The sequence below is a fragment of the Bradyrhizobium sp. SZCCHNPS1003 genome, from assembly GCF_032381555.1.
Taxonomy (GTDB): Bacteria; Pseudomonadota; Alphaproteobacteria; order Rhizobiales; family Xanthobacteraceae; genus Bradyrhizobium.
Genome location: NZ_JAUHIU010000001.1, coordinates 242,077 through 261,526, shown reverse-complemented (window position 1 = coordinate 261,526; position 19,450 = coordinate 242,077). Strand labels below are relative to the sequence as shown.

Sequence of the window (19,450 nt, the reverse complement as noted above, 5' to 3'; positions counted from 1 at the left end):
TGCCCTGTCCAGTCCCTCGCGCAAAAATTTTCATCTTCCATTTTTCCGAATTTCATGGTTGTCTACCGCCATCCCGCCTCGATCGAAGAGGGACGTTTCGCGGTCGTCACGAGCGTTGGAGGCGGGGAGCGGTGGCCTGTCGGCGCGCAGCGCGCTTATCGCGAGCGGACGAACGCGACCGGCAGGACGGTGAAGTCGTATGGTCCTGGCGCCCCGATGCTGGCGCCAAGCTCGCGGCGATGCTTGCGCATCACGCGGGTGACGGTGGCTACAAGCCCGGACACCGGGGAGACTACGTATAAATCGTAAGCCCATCGCGCAGGGAGGGCCGGGTGTGTTCGGCCAGACCTGTGGTACCTGCCGCCTGCATTTTTTTGAGCAGGCGGGCCACGGGCGCGGCCAGCGCCCGGCCTTCCCTGCACCCTCCGATCGATCCGAGGGTGATCCGAACGCAAAGCTCGGGCGTCACCAGCCGCGAGAAGGAGAGCGCATGTCTTATGCTGGCATATCTCGGGCTGACATGTCTTGCGCCGATATCTGTTGTGCCGACATCGCCGCGCGCATCGCTGCGGTCAGCGGCGTCTCAACTCTTGATGCCGTAGGTCGCGAGGAACATGCGGACGGCGCTCGCCACCACTTTGTGTACCTCGTCGGGCGAGGGGGCGGGGGCTCCCTGAAAGATGAAGGGCAGGAACAGCGTGGCCTGGCACATCAGCTGGAATTGCGATGCGGCGAGGTGGCAGTCGTCGATGGCGAGCTCCCCGGCATCGACGCGCGCCTGCAGATAGGCGGCGAGCCGGCCGATCGTGCCCTCGATGACGCAATCATAGTAGCGCCGCCCCACCTCCGGCATGCGTTCGGCAATCGCCATCACGGTGCGGATCGCCGATCCGCCGCCGGGGCGGCAGACGACCGCGATCCAGGCGGTGCCGAATTCGTACAGCACGGTCGCGGCGTCGCGGGCGGGATCGAAGCTGAAGTTCGAGGCGCCCCGATGCACGGTCTCCTCCGCGACGATCGCCTCGAACAGGCGGAATTTGTCGGCGAAGTAGACGTAGAGGGTACCCTTGGAGACGCCGGCCACGCGCGCGATCTCGCCCATGCTGGCGCCGTCGAAGCCCATGTCCATGAACACCTTGCGGGCGCCTTCGAGGATTTGCCGGCGCTTCGAGGAATCGTCGTCCGACGTTGCTTGGGTGGTATTGTGGTCCGCCTCAATCATTGGTTTAGGCTGTTCCCGAAGATTTGGCCGGCGCCAACGTCACCAAGGCATCCGCGCGGATATGTTGCGATAGCGAAGATGTATATTGACCGAACGGTTCGGTCAATGGTAGATGTGGATTGACCGTACGGTTCGGTCGGGATTTTCGGGGCCTGAGCGGCCCCGCTGTCATGGGTGGGAGTCTCTGATGGCCGCTGCGAGAGATCAGGCTGTACGGGCGCGCCGTCCGGACGCCGAGGAAGCGTCGAAACAGCCGAGCGCTGAGTCGGTCCGGCCGCAGCCCAGCGACATGGCGCAGCGCAAGCCGGCTGATGCCAAGCCGGCTGAGCTGAAGGCAGACGTCAGCACCGAGGCGCCATCCGAACGGCCCGCGCCGGCCGGCGCTCCTGCCGCAGCGAAGCCGCAAGCCGCGCCCGCCGCCGCGCCGAAATCCGGCAAGCGCAAGCGCGTGCTCGCCAGCATCGGCGTGCTGCTCGCGCTCGCCGCCGCCGGCTATGCCACGCACTATTATCTGGTCGGCCGCTTCATGGTTTCGACCGACGATTCCTATGTCCGCGCCAACAACACCATGCTGGGCGCGCGCGTCTCCGGGCACATCCAGGAGATCGTGCCGCGGGACAATTCGGTGGTCCGCAAGGGCGACGTGATCTTCCGCATCGATGACGGCGACTACAAGATCGCAGTCGACGCCGCGCGCAGCAAGATCGCCACCCAGGAGGCGACCATCGCGCGCATCGGCCGCCAGGTCGCCGCGCAGCAGAGCGCCGTCGAGCAGGCGCAGGCCAATCTCACCTCATCCGAAGCCGCGATGAAGCGCGCCGGGCTCGACTATGAGCGCCAGCAGGCGCTGAGCAGCAAGGGTTTTGCCTCGCATGCGACCTTCGAGCAGTCGGAGGCCACGCGCGATCAGGGCATGGCCGGGGTGCGCGCAGCGCGCGCCGCGTTCGACGCCGCCCGCGACAATGTCGAGGTGACGAAGGCGCAGCAGGTCGAGGCCCAGGCGCAGCTCGCCGAGCTCAAGACCTCGCTCGCCAAGGCCGAGCGCGATCTCGAATTTGCCACCGTGCGCGCGCCGGTCGACGGCACCTTCTCCAACCGCCTCGTCAACACCGGCGATTTCGTCGCGGTCGGCCAGCGGCTCGGCAACGTCGTGCCGCTCGACGACGTGTTCATCGACGCCAACTTCAAGGAAACCCAGCTCAAGCGTATCCGTCCGGGCCAGCCGGTGACCATCAAGGTCGATGCTTACGGCGCGCGCGGCTTCAAGGGCGTGGTCGACAGCATCTCGCCGGCCGCGGGTTCGGTGTTCACCCTGCTGCCACCGGACAACGCGACCGGCAACTTCACCAAGATCGTGCAGCGCCTGCCGGTGCGCATCCGCGTGCCGAAGGACGTGGCGCGGCAGAACCTCTTGCGCGCCGGCATGTCGGTCTACGTCACGGTGGACACCACCGACGGCGCCAAGGATGCCGACAGTGACGGAGATCTCGACGCGCCGGCGACGGTGCAGGGGAAGTAGCAAGTTGATCTAACCGGCGCGATTGCATTCGCTGTCGCGTCATCGGAAGTCAGCTCCCTCCCCCCTTGCGGGGAGGGTTGGGGTGGGGGGTCTCCGGGCGAGACCGCCGTTGGGGACCCCCACCCCCGACCCCTCCCCGCCTAGCGAAGCTCCGCTTCGCGCGGGGGGAGGGGAGCGCACCTGTGACGCGGCGCGGTCATCGACTCCAGCGGACTCATTAGACCATGGCCACCGCCACCACAGCCAATCCCACCATGAGCGCACCGGCGGCGCCGTCGGACCGCATCGCGCCGCGGCGGCTGATCGCGTTCCTGATCATGGTGTTCGGCATGTTCATGTCGATCCTGGACATCCAGATCGTGTCGGCGTCGCTCAGCGAGATCCAGGCCGGACTGTCGGCGAGCTCCAGCGAAGTGTCCTGGGTGCAGACCGCCTATCTGATTGCCGAGGTGATCGCGATTCCCTTGTCCGGCTTTCTGTCGCGCGCGCTCGGCACGCGGCTGTTGTTCGCGATCTCGGCCGCGGGATTCACCATCTCCAGCTTCCTGTGCGGCTTCGCGTCCTCGATCGAGCAGATGATCGTATGGCGCGCGCTCCAGGGCTTTCTCGGCGCCGGCATGATCCCGACCGTGTTCGCCTCGGCCTACACGGTGTTCCCGCGCTCCAAGTTCAACGTCGTCGGCCCGATCATCGGGCTCGTCGCCACCCTTGCGCCGACGGTCGGCCCGACGGTCGGCGGCTACATTACCGACGCGATGTCCTGGCATTGGCTGTTCTTCGTCAACATCCCGCCGGGCATCCTCATCACGGTCGGCGTGCTCGCCTTGGTCGATTTCGACGAGCCGCATTTCGAGCTGCTCGACCGCTTCGACTGGTGGGGCCTGCTGTTCATGGCCGGATTCCTCGGCTCACTCGAATACGTGCTGGAGGAAGGGCCGCAATATGAGTGGCTGCAGGACACGTCGGTGGCGATCTTCGCCGCGGTCTGCGCCGTCTCGGCGGTGTGCTTCTTCTGGCGCGTGCTGACGGTCGACGAGCCGATCGTCGACCTCTATGCGTTCGGCGACCGCAACTTCACGGTCGGCTGCCTGCTGCAGTTCTGCATCGGCATCGGCCTCTACGGCCTGACCTACATCTATCCGCGCTATCTCGCCGAGGTGCGCGGCTACAGCGCGCTGATGATCGGCGAGACGATGTTCGTGTCGGGCGTGACCATGTTCCTGATGGCGCCCGTGGTCGGCCGGCTGATGGTGAAGATCGACATGCGCCTGATCATCGCCTTCGGCCTCGTCATCTTCGCCATCGGCTCCTACCAGATGACAGGGATCACCCGCGACTACGATTTCTGGGAGCTGTTCGTGCCGCAGGTGCTGCGTGGCGTCGGCATGATGTGCGCGATGGTACCGACCAACAACATCGCGCTCGGCACTCTGGCGCCGGACCGCGTCAAGAACGCTTCGGGCCTGTTCAACCTGATGCGCAATCTCGGCGGCGCGGTCGGACTCGCCGTGATCAACCAGGTGCTCAACGACCGCACCGACCTGCACATCTCGCGCCTGCACGAGCGGGTGACCTGGGGTAATGCGACCGCGGTCGAGACCCTCAACATGCTGCAGCAGAAGCTGCAGGGCATGGGCGATTCCGCGCTGATGGCGATGAAGCAGCTCTCGCAGATCGTGCACCGGCAGGCCGTGGTGATGGGCTATGGCGATGCCTTCTTCATGCTGACCTGCTTCTACATTGCGCTCAGCTTCATGGTCATGCTGCTCAAGAAGCCGAGTTCGCCGATGGCGGGCGGCGGCGACGCACATTGACGTGAGCGGCTCCTGCGCGCGCCGCGGGTTGCCAAATCATACCGTCGATGGTATGGAACAAGAATTGTCGCTCGAACCGGGGAGATTTGCATGACCACATCGCATCTGCAGATCGCATGCACCCGCTCGATGCCTGTTCTGGTGTTCGGCCGCTCGCTTTGAGCACCATCGCTTAACTTCCCAACGCCTGATTCCTCATCCGCAGACCGCGCGCCGCGTCGCGTCTGCACTATTTGGAGCCGGCCCGGCGCGACGAGCGCGGCCGGATGATGCCATGACCGTCGACGTCTCCGGCCTGAAGGCCGACAAGCGTCCCGCCGCGATCCGCGTCGTGATCCCGTTCGTGACCCGCCACTGGCTGAAGCAGCCGCGCATGGCCCTCGGCATTGCGTGCGCGCTGTTGGGCGCCACCGCTGCCGATCTGTTCATGCCGCTGTTCTCCGGCCGGCTGGTCGATGCTCTTACTCTGGGCCCAGGCAATGCCGATGCACGGCACAGCGCGCTGGTGGCGTTCGCCGCCATCGTAGGCCTCGGCTTCGCCTCGATCGTGCTGCGATTGTCGGGCCTGCAACTGATCGTGCCGTTCACGCTGCGCATCATGTCCGATGTCGCGCGCGACGCGTTCGTGCGCGTGCAACGCTTCTCGACCGACTGGCACGCCAACAGCTTCGCCGGCTCGACCGTGCGCAAGATCACCCGGGGCATGTGGGCGCTCGACCTCTACAACGACACCATCCTGCTGGCGCTGCTGCCGTCGCTGTCGGTGCTGCTGGGCTCGATGGTGCTGCTCGGGCTGCACTGGGGCGCTCTGGGCGGAGTGATCGCGATCGGCGCAGTGCTCTATGTCGCGATGACCGTCGTGTTCTCGACCCGCTACATCGCCCCGGCCGCGCGCATCTCCAATGCCTGGGACACCAAGGTCGGCGGCACGCTGGCCGACGCGTTGAGCTGCAACGCGGTGGTGAAGTCGTTCGGCGCCGAGGCGCGTGAGGACGGTCGGCTGATGCGCGTCGTCAGCCGCTGGTCCCGGCGGGTCAATCGCACGTGGCTGCGCTACAACACCACGGCTGCCGTGCAGCTCGGCGTGCTGCTGTGCCTGCGCTCGTCGGTGATCGGCGGCGCCGTGCTGCTGTGGATGGCAGGCAAGGCCTCGCCGGGCGACGTCACTTATGTGCTGACCAGCTATTACGTGATCCATGCCTATCTGCGCGACGTCGGCATGCACATCAACAACCTGCAGCGCGCGGTCAACGACATGGACGAGCTGGTGGCGATCCATGGCGAGCCGATCGGCATCGTCGATGCGGCGGACGCGAAGCCGATCGCGGTGACCGGCGGGCACATCGTGTTCGATGCGGTGACGTTCCACTATGGCGGCCATCGCAGCTCCCTCTACGACAGGCTGTCGGTGGACATCCGGTCGGGCGAGCGGATCGGGCTGGTCGGGCGCTCGGGCTCCGGCAAGACGACGTTCGTCAAGCTGGTGCAGCGGCTCTACGACGTCAGCGGCGGGCGGATCCTGATCGACGGCCAGGACATCGCGCACGCCAAGCAGGACTCGCTGCGCAGCCAGATCGCGATCGTGCAGCAGGAGCCGATCCTGTTCCACCGCTCGCTGGCCGAGAACATCGCCTATGGCCGGCCCGGCGCCAGCCAGGCCGAGATCGAGCAGGCGGCGCGGCTCGCCAACGCGCATGAGTTCATCACGCGCCTGCCCAAGGGCTACGGCACGCTGGTGGGCGAGCGCGGCGTCAAGCTGTCGGGCGGCGAGCGGCAGCGGGTCGCGCTGGCGCGGGCGTTCCTGGCGGACGCGCGGGTGCTGATCCTGGACGAGGCGACCTCGAGCCTCGATTCGGAATCCGAGGCGCTGATCCAGGAGGCGATGGAGCGGCTGATGAAGGGCAGGACGGCGATCGTGATCGCGCATCGTCTGGCGACCGTGCGCAGTCTCGACCGCATCCTGGTGTTCGATCGCGGCCGCATCGTCGAGCAGGGCAGCCACGCCGCGTTGGTCGGCAGACCCGGTGGGCTCTACCGCAGCCTGTTCGAGCGCCAGGCCACCGAGTTCGGCCAGCTCTCGGCGGCTGGTTAACAAAAATGGTGAGGGGCCCGGCGCTGTCGGCGCCGAGCCCCTCATGAACATATCAGCCGGCCTGTAAGCCGGGTTCTGTAGGGCACCGTCAAGCTTGCGCATGACGATACGTGACGGCCATTCCTCTGGGATCGCGCTTGCGCGTGACCTCGGGCAACCTACCCGGACGGCGAGCCTGACATCGCTCCCGCGGACGTCATCGCCTTGGCATCATCTGCCTTGGCGATTGTCTCCGCGTGGCCATCCCTATTCGGTTTTGCTCCCGGTGGGGTTTACCATGCCGGTTCCGTTGCCGGCCCCGCGGTGCGCTCTTACCGCACCTTTTCACCCTTACTGCCTCCCTCGCGGGAGGAAGCGGTTCGTTCTCTGTGGCACTATCCCTGGGGTCGCCCCCGCCGGACGTTATCCGGCACCGCATGTCGATGGAGCCCGGACTTTCCTCCCCGGCGGCCTTTCGGCACCTGCCGGAGCGGCCGTCCGGCCGACTGATGCAGCTTGAATGGGGCTTCTCGACCAGCACGTCAAGCCATCGCCATGCCGGCGGAAAATATTATCCTTCGCGTGTCGTTCCGTGTCGACGCCGTTCGACTGGATGTCGGCGATCCAGCCGAAGAGAGGAGCAAGTCCGATGCAGTATCTGTTGATGATCTACCTGAATGAGGCCGAATACGCGAAGATCGAGAAGGAGGCTGAAGGCAAGATGCTGGCGGAGTACCAGACGTTCACCCAATCGATCATCTCGAGCGGCAATTACAAGGGCGGTGACCGGCTGCAGCCGACCTCGACGTCGACGACCGTGCGGGTGCGCGACGGCAAGATCCTCACCACCGACGGTCCGTTCGCCGAGACCCGCGAGCAGCTCGGCGGCTACTACATGATCGAGGCCAAGAATCTCGACGAGGCGATCGGGATTGCCGCGCGTATTCCCGGCGCCCGTTTCGGCTCGATCGAGGTGCGGCCGGTCTGGCAATACAATCATTGAGACCGGTGCGGCTCGCTGCCGAGAAGGTCACCGATGACGCCTGATGCGATCGACAAGGTGTTCCGCGATGAGGCCGGCCGCGCACTCGCGACCTTGATCCGGCTCGTCGGTGACTTCGATCTGGCCGAGGACGTGCTGCAGGATGCGTTCGCTGCGGCGCTGCTCAAATGGCGGGGGTCCGACGCCCCTGCCAACCCGCGGGCGTGGCTGGTCAACGTCGCCCGCAACAAGGCGATCGACCGGATCCGGCGGCGGAGCAATTTTCGCGACAAGGAGGCGGAGATCGTTCATACGATCGAGCGTGACGCCGCCAACGACGACGCGGACGCGCCGGCCGATCTCGACGATGACATGCTGCGGCTGATCTTCACCTGCTGCCATCCGTCGTTCGCGCCGGAGGTCCAGGTGGCGCTGACGCTGCGCACGGTCTGCGGCCTCACCACCGCCGAGGTCGCCCGCGCCTTTGTCGCCGGCGAGGAGGCGATGGCGCAGCGCCTCGTGCGCGCCAAGCAGAAGATCCGCCTCGCCGGCATTCCCTATGAGGTGCCGGGACGCGACGCGCTCGAGGAGCGACTGCGCGGCGTCCTGACCGTGATCTATCTGGTGTTCACGGAGGGCTATCTCGCGACCTCAGGCACCGAGCTGATTCGCGAGGATCTCGCGCGTGAGGCGATCCGGCTGGGTCGCCTGCTGTTTGGCTTGATGCCGGAGGCTCGCGACATCAAGGGTCTGCTCGCGTTGATGCTGCTGCACGATGCGCGGCGCGCCGGCCGAACCAATGCGGCGGGCGACATCGTCCTGCTGGAGGAGCAGGACCGCGCGCTGTGGAATCGCGAGCAGATCGCCGAAGGGCTGGGGCTGGTCGAACAGGCCCTGGGCATGAAGGGGCTCCCGCAGCCCTATACGGTCCAGGCGGCGATTGCCGCGCTTCATGCTCAGGCCTCCAGCTACGCTGAAACGGATTGGCGGCAGATCGTGGGGCTCTACGAGGTTCTGCTGCGGATCGCGCCATCGCCCGTGATCGAGCTCAATCATGCAGCCGCCGTATCGATGGTCGATGGCCCGGCGCGGGCACTGGCGCTGGTCGATGCGCTGGCCGCGCGCGGCGGATTGAAGCAGTACGATCTTCTACCGGCGGTGCGGGCGGACCTCTTGCGGCGACTCGGTCGGCGCGACGAGGCACGCACCGCCTACCGCGAGGCGAGCGGGGCCACGCAGCTCGCGCCGCTCAGGCGTCTCTATGCTCGCCGGCTGGGGGAGCTCGATGTGGAGGCCTGACGTGTCAGACGCGCGGCGCCTGATCCTCGGCAGGCAGGCTCGTCAGCAGCGCATGCAACGTCCACAAGGTCGAGCGGTCGGCGATGCCGTCGATCTTTTCGGGGCGGAAGTGCCGTTGGAACGCGGTGACGACATCCATGGTGATGCCGTCGAATTTGCCCGTGATCGGCACGCCATAGCCGTATTTGGCGAGCGCCTTCTGCAAGCCCTTGACGTCATCGCCTATGCTGCCGAGCTTCAACGTCTCGCCCTTGGTGATCGCCGCCGGCTGCACCCAGTGGCCCACGCCCGAATTCGCCAGCGAATGCCACGGGAATTTCTCGCCGGGATCCTTCTTGCGCGCGGGCGCCACGTCGGAATGCCCGAGCACGCGATGCGCCGGCACATTGCGGCGAAGCATGATGCCTCGGCACAGCGCGATGACCGCCGCGATTTGCCGCGGTGGGAAATCCGGATAGCCCCAATCGTGGCCGCGATTGACGATCTCGACACCGATCGAGCAGGAATTGATGTCCTCGTCGCCGCCCCAGGACGAGAGACCCGCGTGCCAAGCGCGGTAGGCCTCCGGTACGCACTGGACGATGCGTCCGTCCTCAAGCACGACGTAATGGGCGGACACCTCGCTGCCGGCGGTGCAAAGCTTGGTGATCGCCCCTTCGACATCCGGCATTCCGGTGTAATGAAGAATGATCATGTCCGGCTGGCGCCCACCCTTGCGCTCGCCGAAATTGGCCGACGGGATCACGTCGGAGGCGATCGACGAGTCCGGCGTGAAGACCGGCAGGTCGGAAACGCCCTTGGGGATCGGCAGCGCACGGGGACGCTTCGATTCCGGCTTGTCGGATGGATTTGGCATGAACGACTCGAAGCGGACGGCGGCGGCGATGGCTCAAACCGAATATGGGCAGGCACTACTCTTTTACATGTCCCAGCCGCAATCGAAATCGCATGCGAGCCCTCGCTATTGAGCGGACCGTTGTATGGCGATTGCCAGTCCGCCGAACGGCGCGACGGCGTGCAGGACGAACGGTCTACCGGGCAGCTCCGCCTCGCGGTCCAAGTGCCCAACATCCGCCACAGACCGTCAACTGTTTGTTAACGCTAAACGCCGTTACTGAGTGGTGAAGAGCCAAGCCGGCTTTCGGGACGGCAAGCCGCCACGATGCAAGGTCCTGCACGGCAGTTCACGATCGAAAGCGGTTCCGGGGCGCTCCGGCGCCGCGCGATCGCTGTCGGATCGAGGGTCTCGACAAGGCCGGATCGTGCCGCTGATGTCGGGACGGCTCGACGGATGACCGACCGTCCCGGGAGATGGCTTGGCGAATTGACGGGCGCGAGGATCGAAGGCGCGATGGGCTCGCTGCCGAACAAAGTCAGTCTGAAGCAACGGCGCGCTTGCGGAGCGGCCGCGTGAGCACGGCTGACCAGCGACACGTCCCGGTGCTCGGCCCCGAAGCGGTCGAGATGCTGGCGACGCGCGCCGGCGGAACCTATGTCGATGCGACCTTTGGCGCGGGTGGCTATACGCGCCTGATCCTGGCGACGGCGGGAACACGGGTGATCGGGATCGATCGCGACAGCACCGCAATCGCCGGCGGCGCGAGTCTCCTCGCCGAAGCGGGCGGTCGCCTGACACTGGTCGAGAACCGCTTCTCGGCATTGGCCGAAATCTGTGCATCGCAAGGCCTCACACATGTCGACGGCGTCGTGATGGATGTCGGCGTATCCTCGATGCAGCTCGACTCCGCCGCGCGCGGCTTCTCGTTCAGGTTCGACGGCCCGCTCGACATGCGGATGGGCGGCACGGGGCCGACGGCTGCCGATGTCGTTGCGCACGCTGCCGAGCGCGATCTGGCCGACGTCATCTACATCTTTGGCGAGGAGCGGCACTCCCGCGCCGTGGCGCGGGCCATCGTCGCCGCGCGCAAGGAGCAGCCGATCACGACGACGCGGCAGCTCGCCGATATCGTCGCGCGCGTGGTGAGATCGAAGCCTGGCGACATCCATCCGGCGACGCGCACGTTCCAGGCGTTGCGCATTCTCGTCAACGAGGAGCTGGACGAGCTCGAACAGGCGCTGGCGGCTGCGGAGCGCGTGCTGGCGCCGGGCGGCCGCCTCGCGGTCGTCTCGTTCCATTCGCTCGAGGACCGCATCGTCAAGACGTTCCTGGCCGAGCGCAGCAGGACTGGCGGCGGCTCCCGCCATCGGCCCGAGGTGGCCCAGGAGGTACCGAGCTTCCAACTGCTCAACCGCAAGCCGGTGGTGGCCGCGGAGGCCGAGACCGAAGCCAATCCCCGGGCACGGTCCGCCAAGCTGCGCGGCGCCGAACGCACGGCCGCGCCGGCGCACGCCTCGGCATCATCATCCCCCTGGCCGCGCCTGGCCGACGTCCTGCGAGGAGGGTGACCGATGCGCCTCCTGCACCTCGTCGTGATCTGCTCGCTGATCTTCGCGGCGGCCTATGTCTATCGCATCAAGATGGACTCGACGGCACGGGTCGAGCGCGTGCTGCAATTGCGCGCTGAGATCCGCGAGCAGCGCGAGGCCATCGCAGTGTTGCGCGCGGAATGGGCCAAGCTCGACGCGCCGCTGCGGCTGCAAGGGCTGGTCGAACGGCATCTGCCGCTGAAGCCGCTCAACGCCACACAATACGACAGCCTGAAGAATCTGCCGGAGCGGCCGCCGCGATTTGCGCGACCGGACAATCCGGATCCGATCGGATCGATGATCGATGCGATCGACGCGATCAACGAAGAGCCCCCCGTGACCGGATCGGTGCGTCGCCCGGAGGATCAGCAATGAGCGATCAGCCTCGGCCTCACGTCAAGCCGCAGGAGCCCTGGCGGCAGCGACTGGTGCGCACGCTTCTGTATGGGCGCGATGTCGATCGCACTGCCAAGGCCCGCGTGCGCGTCGGCCTCGCGATCGTCGCCTTTGCCGCGGTCTACGCGATCATCGGCGGCCGCCTCGTGATGTTCGCGATCGGCTCGGACGGTCCGAGCGCGCGGCGCGCCGCGCAGCAGGACGCGATCGCCACCGCGCGCCCCGATATCGTCGACCGCAATGGCGCCGTTCTCGCCACCGACGTGAAGACGCCGAGCCTGTTCGCCGAGCCGCGTCGTCTCATCGACAAGGACGAGGCAATCGAGCTTCTGACGGCGACCTTGCCGGATCTCGATACGGGCGAGGTCCGCGACCGACTGTTGTCGCGCAAGGGTTTCGTCTGGTTGAAGCGCGAGATGACACCGAAGCAGCAGCAGGACATTCATCGCCTCGGCCTGCCGGGCATCGGCTTCCTGCGCGAGAACAAGCGCGTCTATCCGACCGGCAACGAGGTCGCCCATCTGATCGGCCTGGTGAACATCGACAACCAGGGCATCGCCGGTATGGAGAAGTGGCTCGACAATCAGGGCCTCGCCGACCTCCATCGCGCCGGCTTCGCCACAGATCGCCTGCAGCGCCCGATCGAGCTCTCGGTCGATCTGCGCGTCGAGCACGCGCTGCGCGATGAGCTGCTCAAGGCCAAGGACAAGTTCAAGGCCAAGGCGGCTTCCGGTCTCGTCGTCAATGTCAGGACCGGCGAGATCATCGCCATGGTCTCGCTGCCGGATTTTGATCCGAACAACCCGAAGGAAGCGCACGATCCCGATCGGATCAACCGCCTGACCACGGGCGTGTACGAAATGGGTTCGACCTTCAAGGCCTTCACCCTGGCGATGGCGCTCGACAGCGGCAAGTATGATCTCAACTCGCTGTGGGATGCGCGCGGACCGCTGCACTACGGCAAGTTTACGATTCACGACGACGAACCAAAGGGCCGCTTCCTCAACATGCGGGAAGTGTTCTACTTCTCGTCCAACGTCGGTGCTGCCAGGATCGCGTTGGCGCAGGGCGTGGACGCGCACAAGGCGTTCCTGCGCAAGATGGGCCAGTTCGACCGGTTGCGCACCGAGTTGCCGGAGAGCGCCTCGCCGATCCTGCCCAAGCGCTGGGCCGAGTTGAACACGGTCACGATCGCGTTCGGTCACGGCATGGCGGTGGCGCCGCTGCAGGGCGTGATGGGTGTCAGCGCGCTGGTCAATGGTGGCTATCTGATCCCGCCGACTTTCATGAAGCGCACCGAGGCAGAGGCGATGCAGGTCGCCAAGCGCGTGATCAAGCCGGAGACCTCGGAGAAGATGCGCTACCTGATGCGTCTGAACGCCGAGGTCGGCACCGCGCGCAAGGCCGACGTGAAGGGCTATTACATCGGCGGCAAGACCGGCACCGCCGAGAAGGTCATCAACGGCCGCTACGCCAAGAAGAAGGTGCTGACCCTCTTCACCGCCGTGATCCCGGCAGACAAGCCAAAATACCAGCTCCTGATCATGCTGGACGAGCCGCAGTCATTGAAGGAAACCTATGGCTTCATCACCTCCGGCTGGAATGCCGCGCCGACGGCTGGTGCCGTGATCTCCCGGATCGGGCCGCTGCTGGGAATCGAGCCCCGCTTCGACCTGCCGCCGTCCGACCGCCAAATTCTTGCAGCATCGCGGCTGACACAGTAAGCCGTCGTCGAATCGCGGGCTTTGGAGCTGCCGCCGCCCGGGGCGGGGCCAGGACTGGCACGGAACCAGGATGAAACTTCAGGACCTCCTGGGCGATCAGGCGACGCTCGACGCCCGCATCGCCGCTGTCGAGATCTCCGGCCTCGCGGTGGACAGCCGCGCCGTGCGGCCCGGCGACCTGTTTTTTGCTCTGTCCGGCACCAAGACCGATGGCACCCGCTTCATCGCGGCGGCGATCTCGGCCGGCGCGGTCGCCGTGGCCGGCGCGGCGGGCCCTGGAACGGAGCTGGCCGTGCCATTCATCGCGCTGCCCAACCCTCGGCGGGCGCTCGCGCTCGCTTCATCTCGGTTCTATCCGCGCCAGCCGGCGACCATTGCCGCCGTCACCGGCACCAGCGGCAAGACGTCGGTCGCCGCCTTCACGCGCCAGATATGGCAGCGCCTCGGCCACAGTTCGGCCAGCATCGGCACCGTCGGGCTGGTGTCGGACAAACGCACCGTCTACGGCTCGCTGACGACGCCGGATCCGATCGCACTGCATCGGCAGATCGACGAGATCACGCAGGATGGCGTCACCCATCTGGCGTTCGAGGCCTCGTCGCATGGGCTCGATCAATTCAGGCTCGATGGTGTCAGGGTCTCGGCCGGCGGGTTCACGAACCTGTCGCGCGACCACATGGACTATCATCCTGATATCACGCACTACCTCAACGCCAAGCTGAGGCTGTTCCGCGATCTCGTGCCGCCGGGCGGCCCTGCCGTGATCTCGGCTGATCATGAGTGCTCGCCGGAGGTCATCGCCGCGGCGCAGACACGCGGTCTTCGCCTGATGACGGTGGGAACGCATGGGGACGGCGCTGGAGAGGGCATCCGGCTGGTGGCCACTGCAATCGACGGCTTTGCTCAGCAGCTCCAGATCCAGCATTGCGGCCGCATGCATGCGGTCCGCCTGCCGCTGGTCGGCGCGTTTCAGATCGAGAATGCGCTGGTCGCGGCGGGCCTTGCGATCGGCACCGGCAGCGATCCGCAAGCCGTGTTCGAATCTCTCGAGCAGCTCGAGGGCGCCAGGGGCCGGCTCGAGCTGGTCGGCGAGCACAATGGTGCACCCATCTTCATCGACTACGCGCACAAGCCGGACGCGCTTGCCAAGGCGCTGCACGCGCTGCGGCCCTATGCTGCGCGAAAACTCGTCGTCGTGTTCGGCGCCGGCGGCGACCGTGACACCGGCAAGCGCCCTTTGATGGGCGCGATCGCCGCTGAAGGGGCCGACAGCGTCATCGTCACCGACGACAATCCGCGCAGCGAGGATCCGGCTGCGATCCGCGCCGCGATCCTGGCCGCCGCACCCGGTGCCCGCGAGATCGGCGATCGGGCGGAGGCGATCCAGGTCGCGATTGGCGAGCTGCAGCCCGGCGATGCGCTCGTGATCGCCGGCAAGGGCCACGAGACCGGACAGATCATCGGCAGCAATGTTCTGCATTTCAGCGATCACGAAGCGGTCGCGGACGCGTTGGCATCGAGGACACCATGACGAAGGCGCTGTGGACCGTGGCGGAGGCGGCGCGCGCGCTCGGCCTCCCCGGTGACTATCCGGAGAGCCCAATCGATTTCGTGACGCAGGACAGCCGTGCCGTGAAGCCCGGCAGCCTGTTCGTTGCGCTGAGCGGCACGCCGAGCGGTGGCTTCGTGTCGAGCTTCGCCTCCAGCCGCGACGGCTGGGAGTTTGCGGCAAACGCCGAAGCGGCCGGCGCCGTCGCGATGATCGTGCCGCACAGGATCGACGGCATCACCGTCCCGCAGCTCGTGGTGCAGGACACGCTGATCGATGGATTGTGGACGCTCGCGCGCGCTGCAAGGGCGCGCTTTCATGGCCCGGTGATCGGGCTCACCGGCAGCGCCGGCAAGAGCTCGACCAAGGAGTTCATCGCCGCCTATCCCGGAGCGTCAGCCAGCCCGTCGAGCTTCAACAATTTCTGGGGCGTGCCGCTGACGCTGTGCAATGCCGATCCGGGCGCTTCGGTCTGGGTCGTCGAGATGGGCATGAATCAAAAAGGCGAGATCGCGCGGCTGACGGAGCTGTCGCAGCCGACGGTGGCTCTCGTCGTCAACGTGCAGCCGGTGCACCTGGAGAAGCTCGGCAGCCTGGAAGCGATCAGGAAAGAGAAAGTCTCGATCGCGTGCGGGCTGCCGGCTGACGGCGTTCTCGTGCTGCCGGCCGATCTCGCTGCGCCGGAATGGACGGGCAAAGTGATCCGCTTCGGTGGCGGCACTGACGTGCGCGAGCTCTCGCACACCTCGCGCGGCGACAGCTGGGATGTGTCGGCAGACATCGCCGGTCGCCGCGTCGCCTTCACGGTGACGCCGGGGGCGCCGCATCGCCTGCACAATGCGCTGGCGGCGCTCGCCTCCATCGCGGCGGCCGGGCTCGATCCGGCGCTGCTCGCGCCGACGCTCGGCCAGGTCGGCATCATGACGGGCCGCGGCGTCGAGCAGACCATCGGCGACATCGTTCTGATCGACGACAGCTTCAACGGCAATCCGGCCAGCATGGCGGCGGCGCTCGACAGCCTGCAGGCGCGGCCGGTGCGGGGGCGGCGCATTGCCATCATCGGCGACATGCTTGAACTCGGCGACGAGGCGCCGGCCTATCATCGGGGGATGGTCGCTCATCTCGCCGGGGTCGACGGCGTCTATTGCGTCGGTCCGCTGATGCGTCACCTGTTCGACAGCCTGCCGCAAGCGAAGCGGCTCGGCTGGCACGAGGATCCGGTGACGCTGGATCCCGGCCGGGTCGCGGCGCTGCTCGCGCCGGGCGACGTCGTCGTCATCAAGGGCAGCAAGAAGATCTTCTGGGTCAACAAGTTCGTGTCGAAGCTCGCCGCGGCGTTGCAGGGCGTCGGTTGAAATCGGGCGATATCGCGGCGCGGCAGAAGGATAGTTTTCCACTGGTGGCCGAAGCGGTCATGCCGGACGGATCGTTCCCGTCGGGCTACGATTCGCACCCGGCCCCGTTCATGGTTAAAAGAGACTGGACCGGATTCGCGCACGAGCAACCGTGTTGGCGTGGCTTAGTCTCGGTGAGGCGGCATAGGCGGGTTGGATGTTCTACTGGTTGATCGAGCTGACGAATACGTTTCCGAGCCTTTCGGTGTTTCGCGGGCTCTTGAACGTGTTCCGTTACATCACCTTCCGGACCGGCGGCGCCGTCGTCACCGGCGCGCTGTTCGTGTTCCTGTTCGGCCCCTGGATCATTGATCATCTCAGGCTGCGTCAAGGCAAAGGCCAGCCGATCCGCACCGACGGCCCGCAATCGCATATCATCAGCAAGAAGGGTACGCCCACGATGGGGGGGCTGATGATCCTCTCGGGGCTCGTCGTCTCCACCGTGCTGTGGGCCAATCCGCTCAATCCCTATGTCTGGATCGTGCTCGCGGTCACGCTCGGCTTCGGCTTCGTCGGCTTCTATGACGACTATCTGAAGGTCACCAAGCAGTCGCATTCGGGCTTCGCTGGCCGCCTCAGGTTGCTGATCGAGGCTGCAATCGCGCTGGTCGCCTGTTATGCGCTGGTTCGCCTCGGCCGCGATCCATCCTCGACAGGGCTGGCGATTCCCTTCTTCAAGGACCTCGTCTTCAAGTTCGGCTGGCTCTATGTCATCTTTGGCGCCTTCGTCATCGTCGGCGCAGGCAATGCCGTCAACCTGACCGATGGCCTCGACGGCCTTGCGATCGTGCCGGTGATGATTGCCTCGGCGAGCTTCGGTCTGATCGCCTACCTCGTCGGCAATGCCGTGTTCTCCGACTATCTGCAGATCCACTACGTCGCGGGCACCGGCGAGCTCGCCGTGCTCTGCGGCGCGGTGTTGGGCGCGGGCTTAGGCTTCCTCTGGTTCAACGCGCCGCCCGCCTCGATCTTCATGGGCGACACCGGCTCGCTCGCGCTCGGCGGGATGCTCGGCTCGATCGCGGTCGCCGTGAAGCACGAGATCGTGCTGGCGGTGATCGGCGGCCTGTTCGTGCTGGAAGCAGTGTCGGTGATCGTGCAGGTCGCGTCGTTCAAGCTGACCGGCAAGCGCATCTTCAGGATGGCGCCGATCCATCACCATTTCGAACAGCTCGGCTGGACCGAGCCGCAGATCGTGATCCGGTTCTGGATCATCTCGGTGATGCTGGCGCTGGTCGGTCTCTCGACGCTGAAGCTGCGCTGATGGGTCCGTATGCCATGGATTGTCATTCCGGGGCGCGCGCAGCGCGAACCCGGAATCCCGAGATTGCGGATCAGCGCTGCGCGGTGTCCGGAACGACGGAGTTCTTCCCATGATCCCCGTCACCTCATTCGCCGGCAGGACCGTCGCCGTGTTCGGACTCGGCGGCTCGGGGCTGGCTTCGTGTCATGCCCTGCGGGCCGGCGGCGCCGAAGTGATCGCGGCCGACGACGGCGCCGATCGGATGACGGAAGCGGCGAAGGCGGGTTTCATCACCGCCGATCTGCGCACCGTCTCCTGGGCGAACTTCGCCGCGCTGGTGCTGGCGCCGGGCGTGCCGCTGACCCATCCCGTGCCGCATTGGAGCGTGCTCAGGGCACGCGAGGCCGGCGTCGAGGTGATCGGCGACATCGAGCTGTTCTGTCGCGAGCGCAGGCGGCACGCGCCGGATGCGCCGTTCGTCGCCATCACCGGCACCAACGGCAAGTCGACCACGACCGCGCTGATCGCGCATCTGATGCGCGTCGCCGGCTACGACGCCCAGATGGGCGGCAATATCGGCACCGCGATCCTGTCGCTCGAGCCTGCGCGCATGGGCCGCGTCCACGTCATCGAGATGTCGTCCTACCAGATCGACCTCACGCCCTCGCTCGATCCGAGCGTCGGCATCCTGATCAACGTCAGCGAGGACCATCTCGACCGTCACGGCACGATCGAGAACTACGCGGCCGTGAAGGAGCGCCTTGTCGCCGGCGTGAAGCCGCAAGGCACCGCGATCGTCGGCGTCGACGACGGTTTTTCGCGCGCGATCGCCGACCGGCTCGACCAGGCTGGCAAGCGCGTCGTGCGCATCTCGGTCAAAAATCCGCTGGCTGACGGGCTGTATGTCGAGCACGAGACCATCCTGCGCAGCTCAGGCGGGGCGCGCAGCGAGGTTGTGCGGCTCGGTGGCATCGGCTCGCTGCGCGGCCAGCACAATGCGCAGAATGCGGCCTGCGCGGCGGCGACTGCGCTCGCGCTCGGTGTCAAGGAGGACGTCCTGCAGCAGGGGCTGCGCAGCTTTCCCGGCTTGGCGCATCGTATGGAGCAGGTCGGCCGCCGAGCCAACGTGCTGTTCGTGAACGACTCCAAGGGCACCAACGCGGACGCGACCGCGCACGCATTGTCGTCCTTCGCCGACATCTTCTGGATCGCCGGCGGCAAGCCCAAGGCCGGCGGCATCACCAGCCTCGCGGGCTTCTTCCCGCGCATCCGCAAGGCCTATCTGATCGGCGAGGCGGCCGCGGAGTTTGCCGGCACGCTCGGTGACAAGGTGGCGCACGAGATGTCCGGCACGCTGGAGATCGCGGTGGCGCAGGCGGCTGCAGACGCTGAAGCCTCCGGCCTGAAGGAGGCCGTGGTCCTGCTGTCGCCGGCCTGCGCTTCGTTCGACCAATTCCGCAACTTCGAGATCCGCGGCACGCGCTTCCGCGAGCTGGTGCAGGCTCTGCCGGGCGTGAACCCGGTGGCGTAGCTTCATCGCGACGGTACGGTGTGTTGGATTCTCCTCTGCGCGGAGGATGACGGTGTTTGCTCAGCAGGCCGGACGCTTGAACGATACGACGCGCATCTGCAGCAGCACACACCGGTGTCGTCCCGGCGAACGCCGGGACCCATACCCCCATGAAGCGGTTTGAGGCACGCGGGTCGTTGGCATTTTGTCCGTTCACGATGGCCGCGGCGTATGGGTCCCGGATCGGCGCCGCGACGCGCTGGCGCGTCACGGCTTGTCCGGGACGACAGCGGAGGAATC

Annotated in this window: 14 protein-coding genes and 1 other RNA gene; 12 read left to right on the top strand and 3 right to left on the bottom strand. The window is 66.4% G+C overall.

All coding sequences use genetic code 11. From position 1 onward, the window contains the following. Nucleotides 1-583: 583 nt before the first annotated feature. Entirely contained in the window at nucleotides 584-1,222 is a 639-nt protein-coding gene (locus tag QX126_RS01210; protein ID WP_315771377.1) for a TetR/AcrR family transcriptional regulator, read from the bottom strand. Between the two features lie 187 nt (nucleotides 1,223-1,409). On the opposite strand from QX126_RS01210, the gene QX126_RS01205 reads away from it, so the two are divergent. The 3 genes from QX126_RS01205 to QX126_RS01195 all read left to right on the top strand — a co-directional run bounded on the left by QX126_RS01205 (nucleotide 1,410) and on the right by QX126_RS01195 (nucleotide 6,647). Further along, nucleotides 1,410-2,741: an HlyD family secretion protein gene (locus tag QX126_RS01205; RefSeq protein WP_315778799.1), complete on the top strand. Its 1,332-nt coding sequence runs from the start codon at nucleotides 1,410-1,412 to the stop codon at nucleotides 2,739-2,741. Between the two features lie 224 nt (nucleotides 2,742-2,965). Beyond that, complete coding sequence (locus tag QX126_RS01200; protein ID WP_315736763.1) at nucleotides 2,966-4,555, top strand: DHA2 family efflux MFS transporter permease subunit; 1,590 nt, start codon at nucleotides 2,966-2,968, stop codon at nucleotides 4,553-4,555. A gap of 274 nt (nucleotides 4,556-4,829) precedes the next feature. Continuing rightward, complete coding sequence (locus QX126_RS01195; RefSeq protein ID WP_315778796.1) at nucleotides 4,830-6,647, top strand: ABC transporter ATP-binding protein; 1,818 nt, start codon at nucleotides 4,830-4,832, stop codon at nucleotides 6,645-6,647. A gap of 48 nt (nucleotides 6,648-6,695) precedes the next feature. On the opposite strand, the gene rnpB is transcribed toward QX126_RS01195, so the two are convergent. Continuing rightward, nucleotides 6,696-7,136, bottom strand: an RNA gene (gene rnpB, locus QX126_RS01190) — RNase P RNA component class A. Between the two features lie 139 nt (nucleotides 7,137-7,275). On the opposite strand from rnpB, the gene QX126_RS01185 reads away from it, so the two are divergent. Both QX126_RS01185 and QX126_RS01180 read left to right on the top strand, forming a co-directional pair. Continuing rightward, nucleotides 7,276-7,629 carry a YciI family protein gene (locus QX126_RS01185; protein WP_315736765.1) on the top strand — a complete coding sequence of 118 codons (354 nt, stop codon included), beginning with the start codon at nucleotides 7,276-7,278 and terminating at the stop codon, nucleotides 7,627-7,629. Nucleotides 7,630-7,662: 33 nt separating this feature from the next. Further along, on the top strand, nucleotides 7,663-8,907 hold the full coding sequence (locus QX126_RS01180; protein ID WP_315778794.1) for an RNA polymerase sigma factor: 1,245 nt from the start codon (nucleotides 7,663-7,665) through the stop codon (nucleotides 8,905-8,907). A gap of 4 nt (nucleotides 8,908-8,911) precedes the next feature. Here QX126_RS01180 and QX126_RS01175 read toward each other — a convergent pair whose 3' ends face one another. Then, nucleotides 8,912-9,763, bottom strand: a complete 852-nt coding sequence (locus QX126_RS01175) for an N-acetylmuramoyl-L-alanine amidase (RefSeq protein WP_315778792.1) — start codon at nucleotides 9,761-9,763, stop codon at nucleotides 8,912-8,914. 554 nt (nucleotides 9,764-10,317) lie between these two features. Here QX126_RS01175 and rsmH point away from each other — a divergent pair. From rsmH to murD, 7 genes are all read left to right on the top strand, one after another. Further along, nucleotides 10,318-11,313: a 16S rRNA (cytosine(1402)-N(4))-methyltransferase RsmH gene (gene rsmH, locus QX126_RS01170; RefSeq protein ID WP_315778790.1), complete on the top strand. Its 996-nt coding sequence runs from the start codon at nucleotides 10,318-10,320 to the stop codon at nucleotides 11,311-11,313. Between the two features lie 3 nt (nucleotides 11,314-11,316). Then, a complete protein-coding gene (locus QX126_RS01165) occupies nucleotides 11,317-11,709 on the top strand; it encodes a hypothetical protein (RefSeq protein WP_315713444.1) in 393 nt (130 codons plus the stop codon). Continuing rightward, the gene (locus QX126_RS01160) at nucleotides 11,706-13,454 is read left to right on the top strand and encodes a penicillin-binding protein 2 (protein WP_315778788.1); all 1,749 of its coding nucleotides are present in this window, start codon (nucleotides 11,706-11,708) and stop codon (nucleotides 13,452-13,454) included. Before QX126_RS01165 ends, QX126_RS01160 begins: the two co-directional genes overlap by 4 nt. Before the next feature lie 70 nt (nucleotides 13,455-13,524). Continuing rightward, nucleotides 13,525-14,985, top strand: a complete 1,461-nt coding sequence (locus QX126_RS01155; protein WP_315736772.1) for a UDP-N-acetylmuramoyl-L-alanyl-D-glutamate--2,6-diaminopimelate ligase — start codon at nucleotides 13,525-13,527, stop codon at nucleotides 14,983-14,985. Next, complete coding sequence (gene murF, locus QX126_RS01150; RefSeq protein WP_315778786.1) at nucleotides 14,982-16,358, top strand: UDP-N-acetylmuramoyl-tripeptide--D-alanyl-D-alanine ligase; 1,377 nt, start codon at nucleotides 14,982-14,984, stop codon at nucleotides 16,356-16,358. Before QX126_RS01155 ends, murF begins: the two co-directional genes overlap by 4 nt. Nucleotides 16,359-16,554: 196 nt before the next feature. Further along, nucleotides 16,555-17,661 carry a phospho-N-acetylmuramoyl-pentapeptide-transferase gene (gene mraY, locus QX126_RS01145; RefSeq protein ID WP_315736774.1) on the top strand — a complete coding sequence of 369 codons (1,107 nt, stop codon included), beginning with the start codon at nucleotides 16,555-16,557 and terminating at the stop codon, nucleotides 17,659-17,661. A gap of 109 nt (nucleotides 17,662-17,770) precedes the next feature. Beyond that, nucleotides 17,771-19,171 carry a UDP-N-acetylmuramoyl-L-alanine--D-glutamate ligase gene (murD, locus tag QX126_RS01140; RefSeq protein WP_315778784.1) on the top strand — a complete coding sequence of 467 codons (1,401 nt, stop codon included), beginning with the start codon at nucleotides 17,771-17,773 and terminating at the stop codon, nucleotides 19,169-19,171. Nucleotides 19,172-19,450 lie beyond the last annotated feature (279 nt).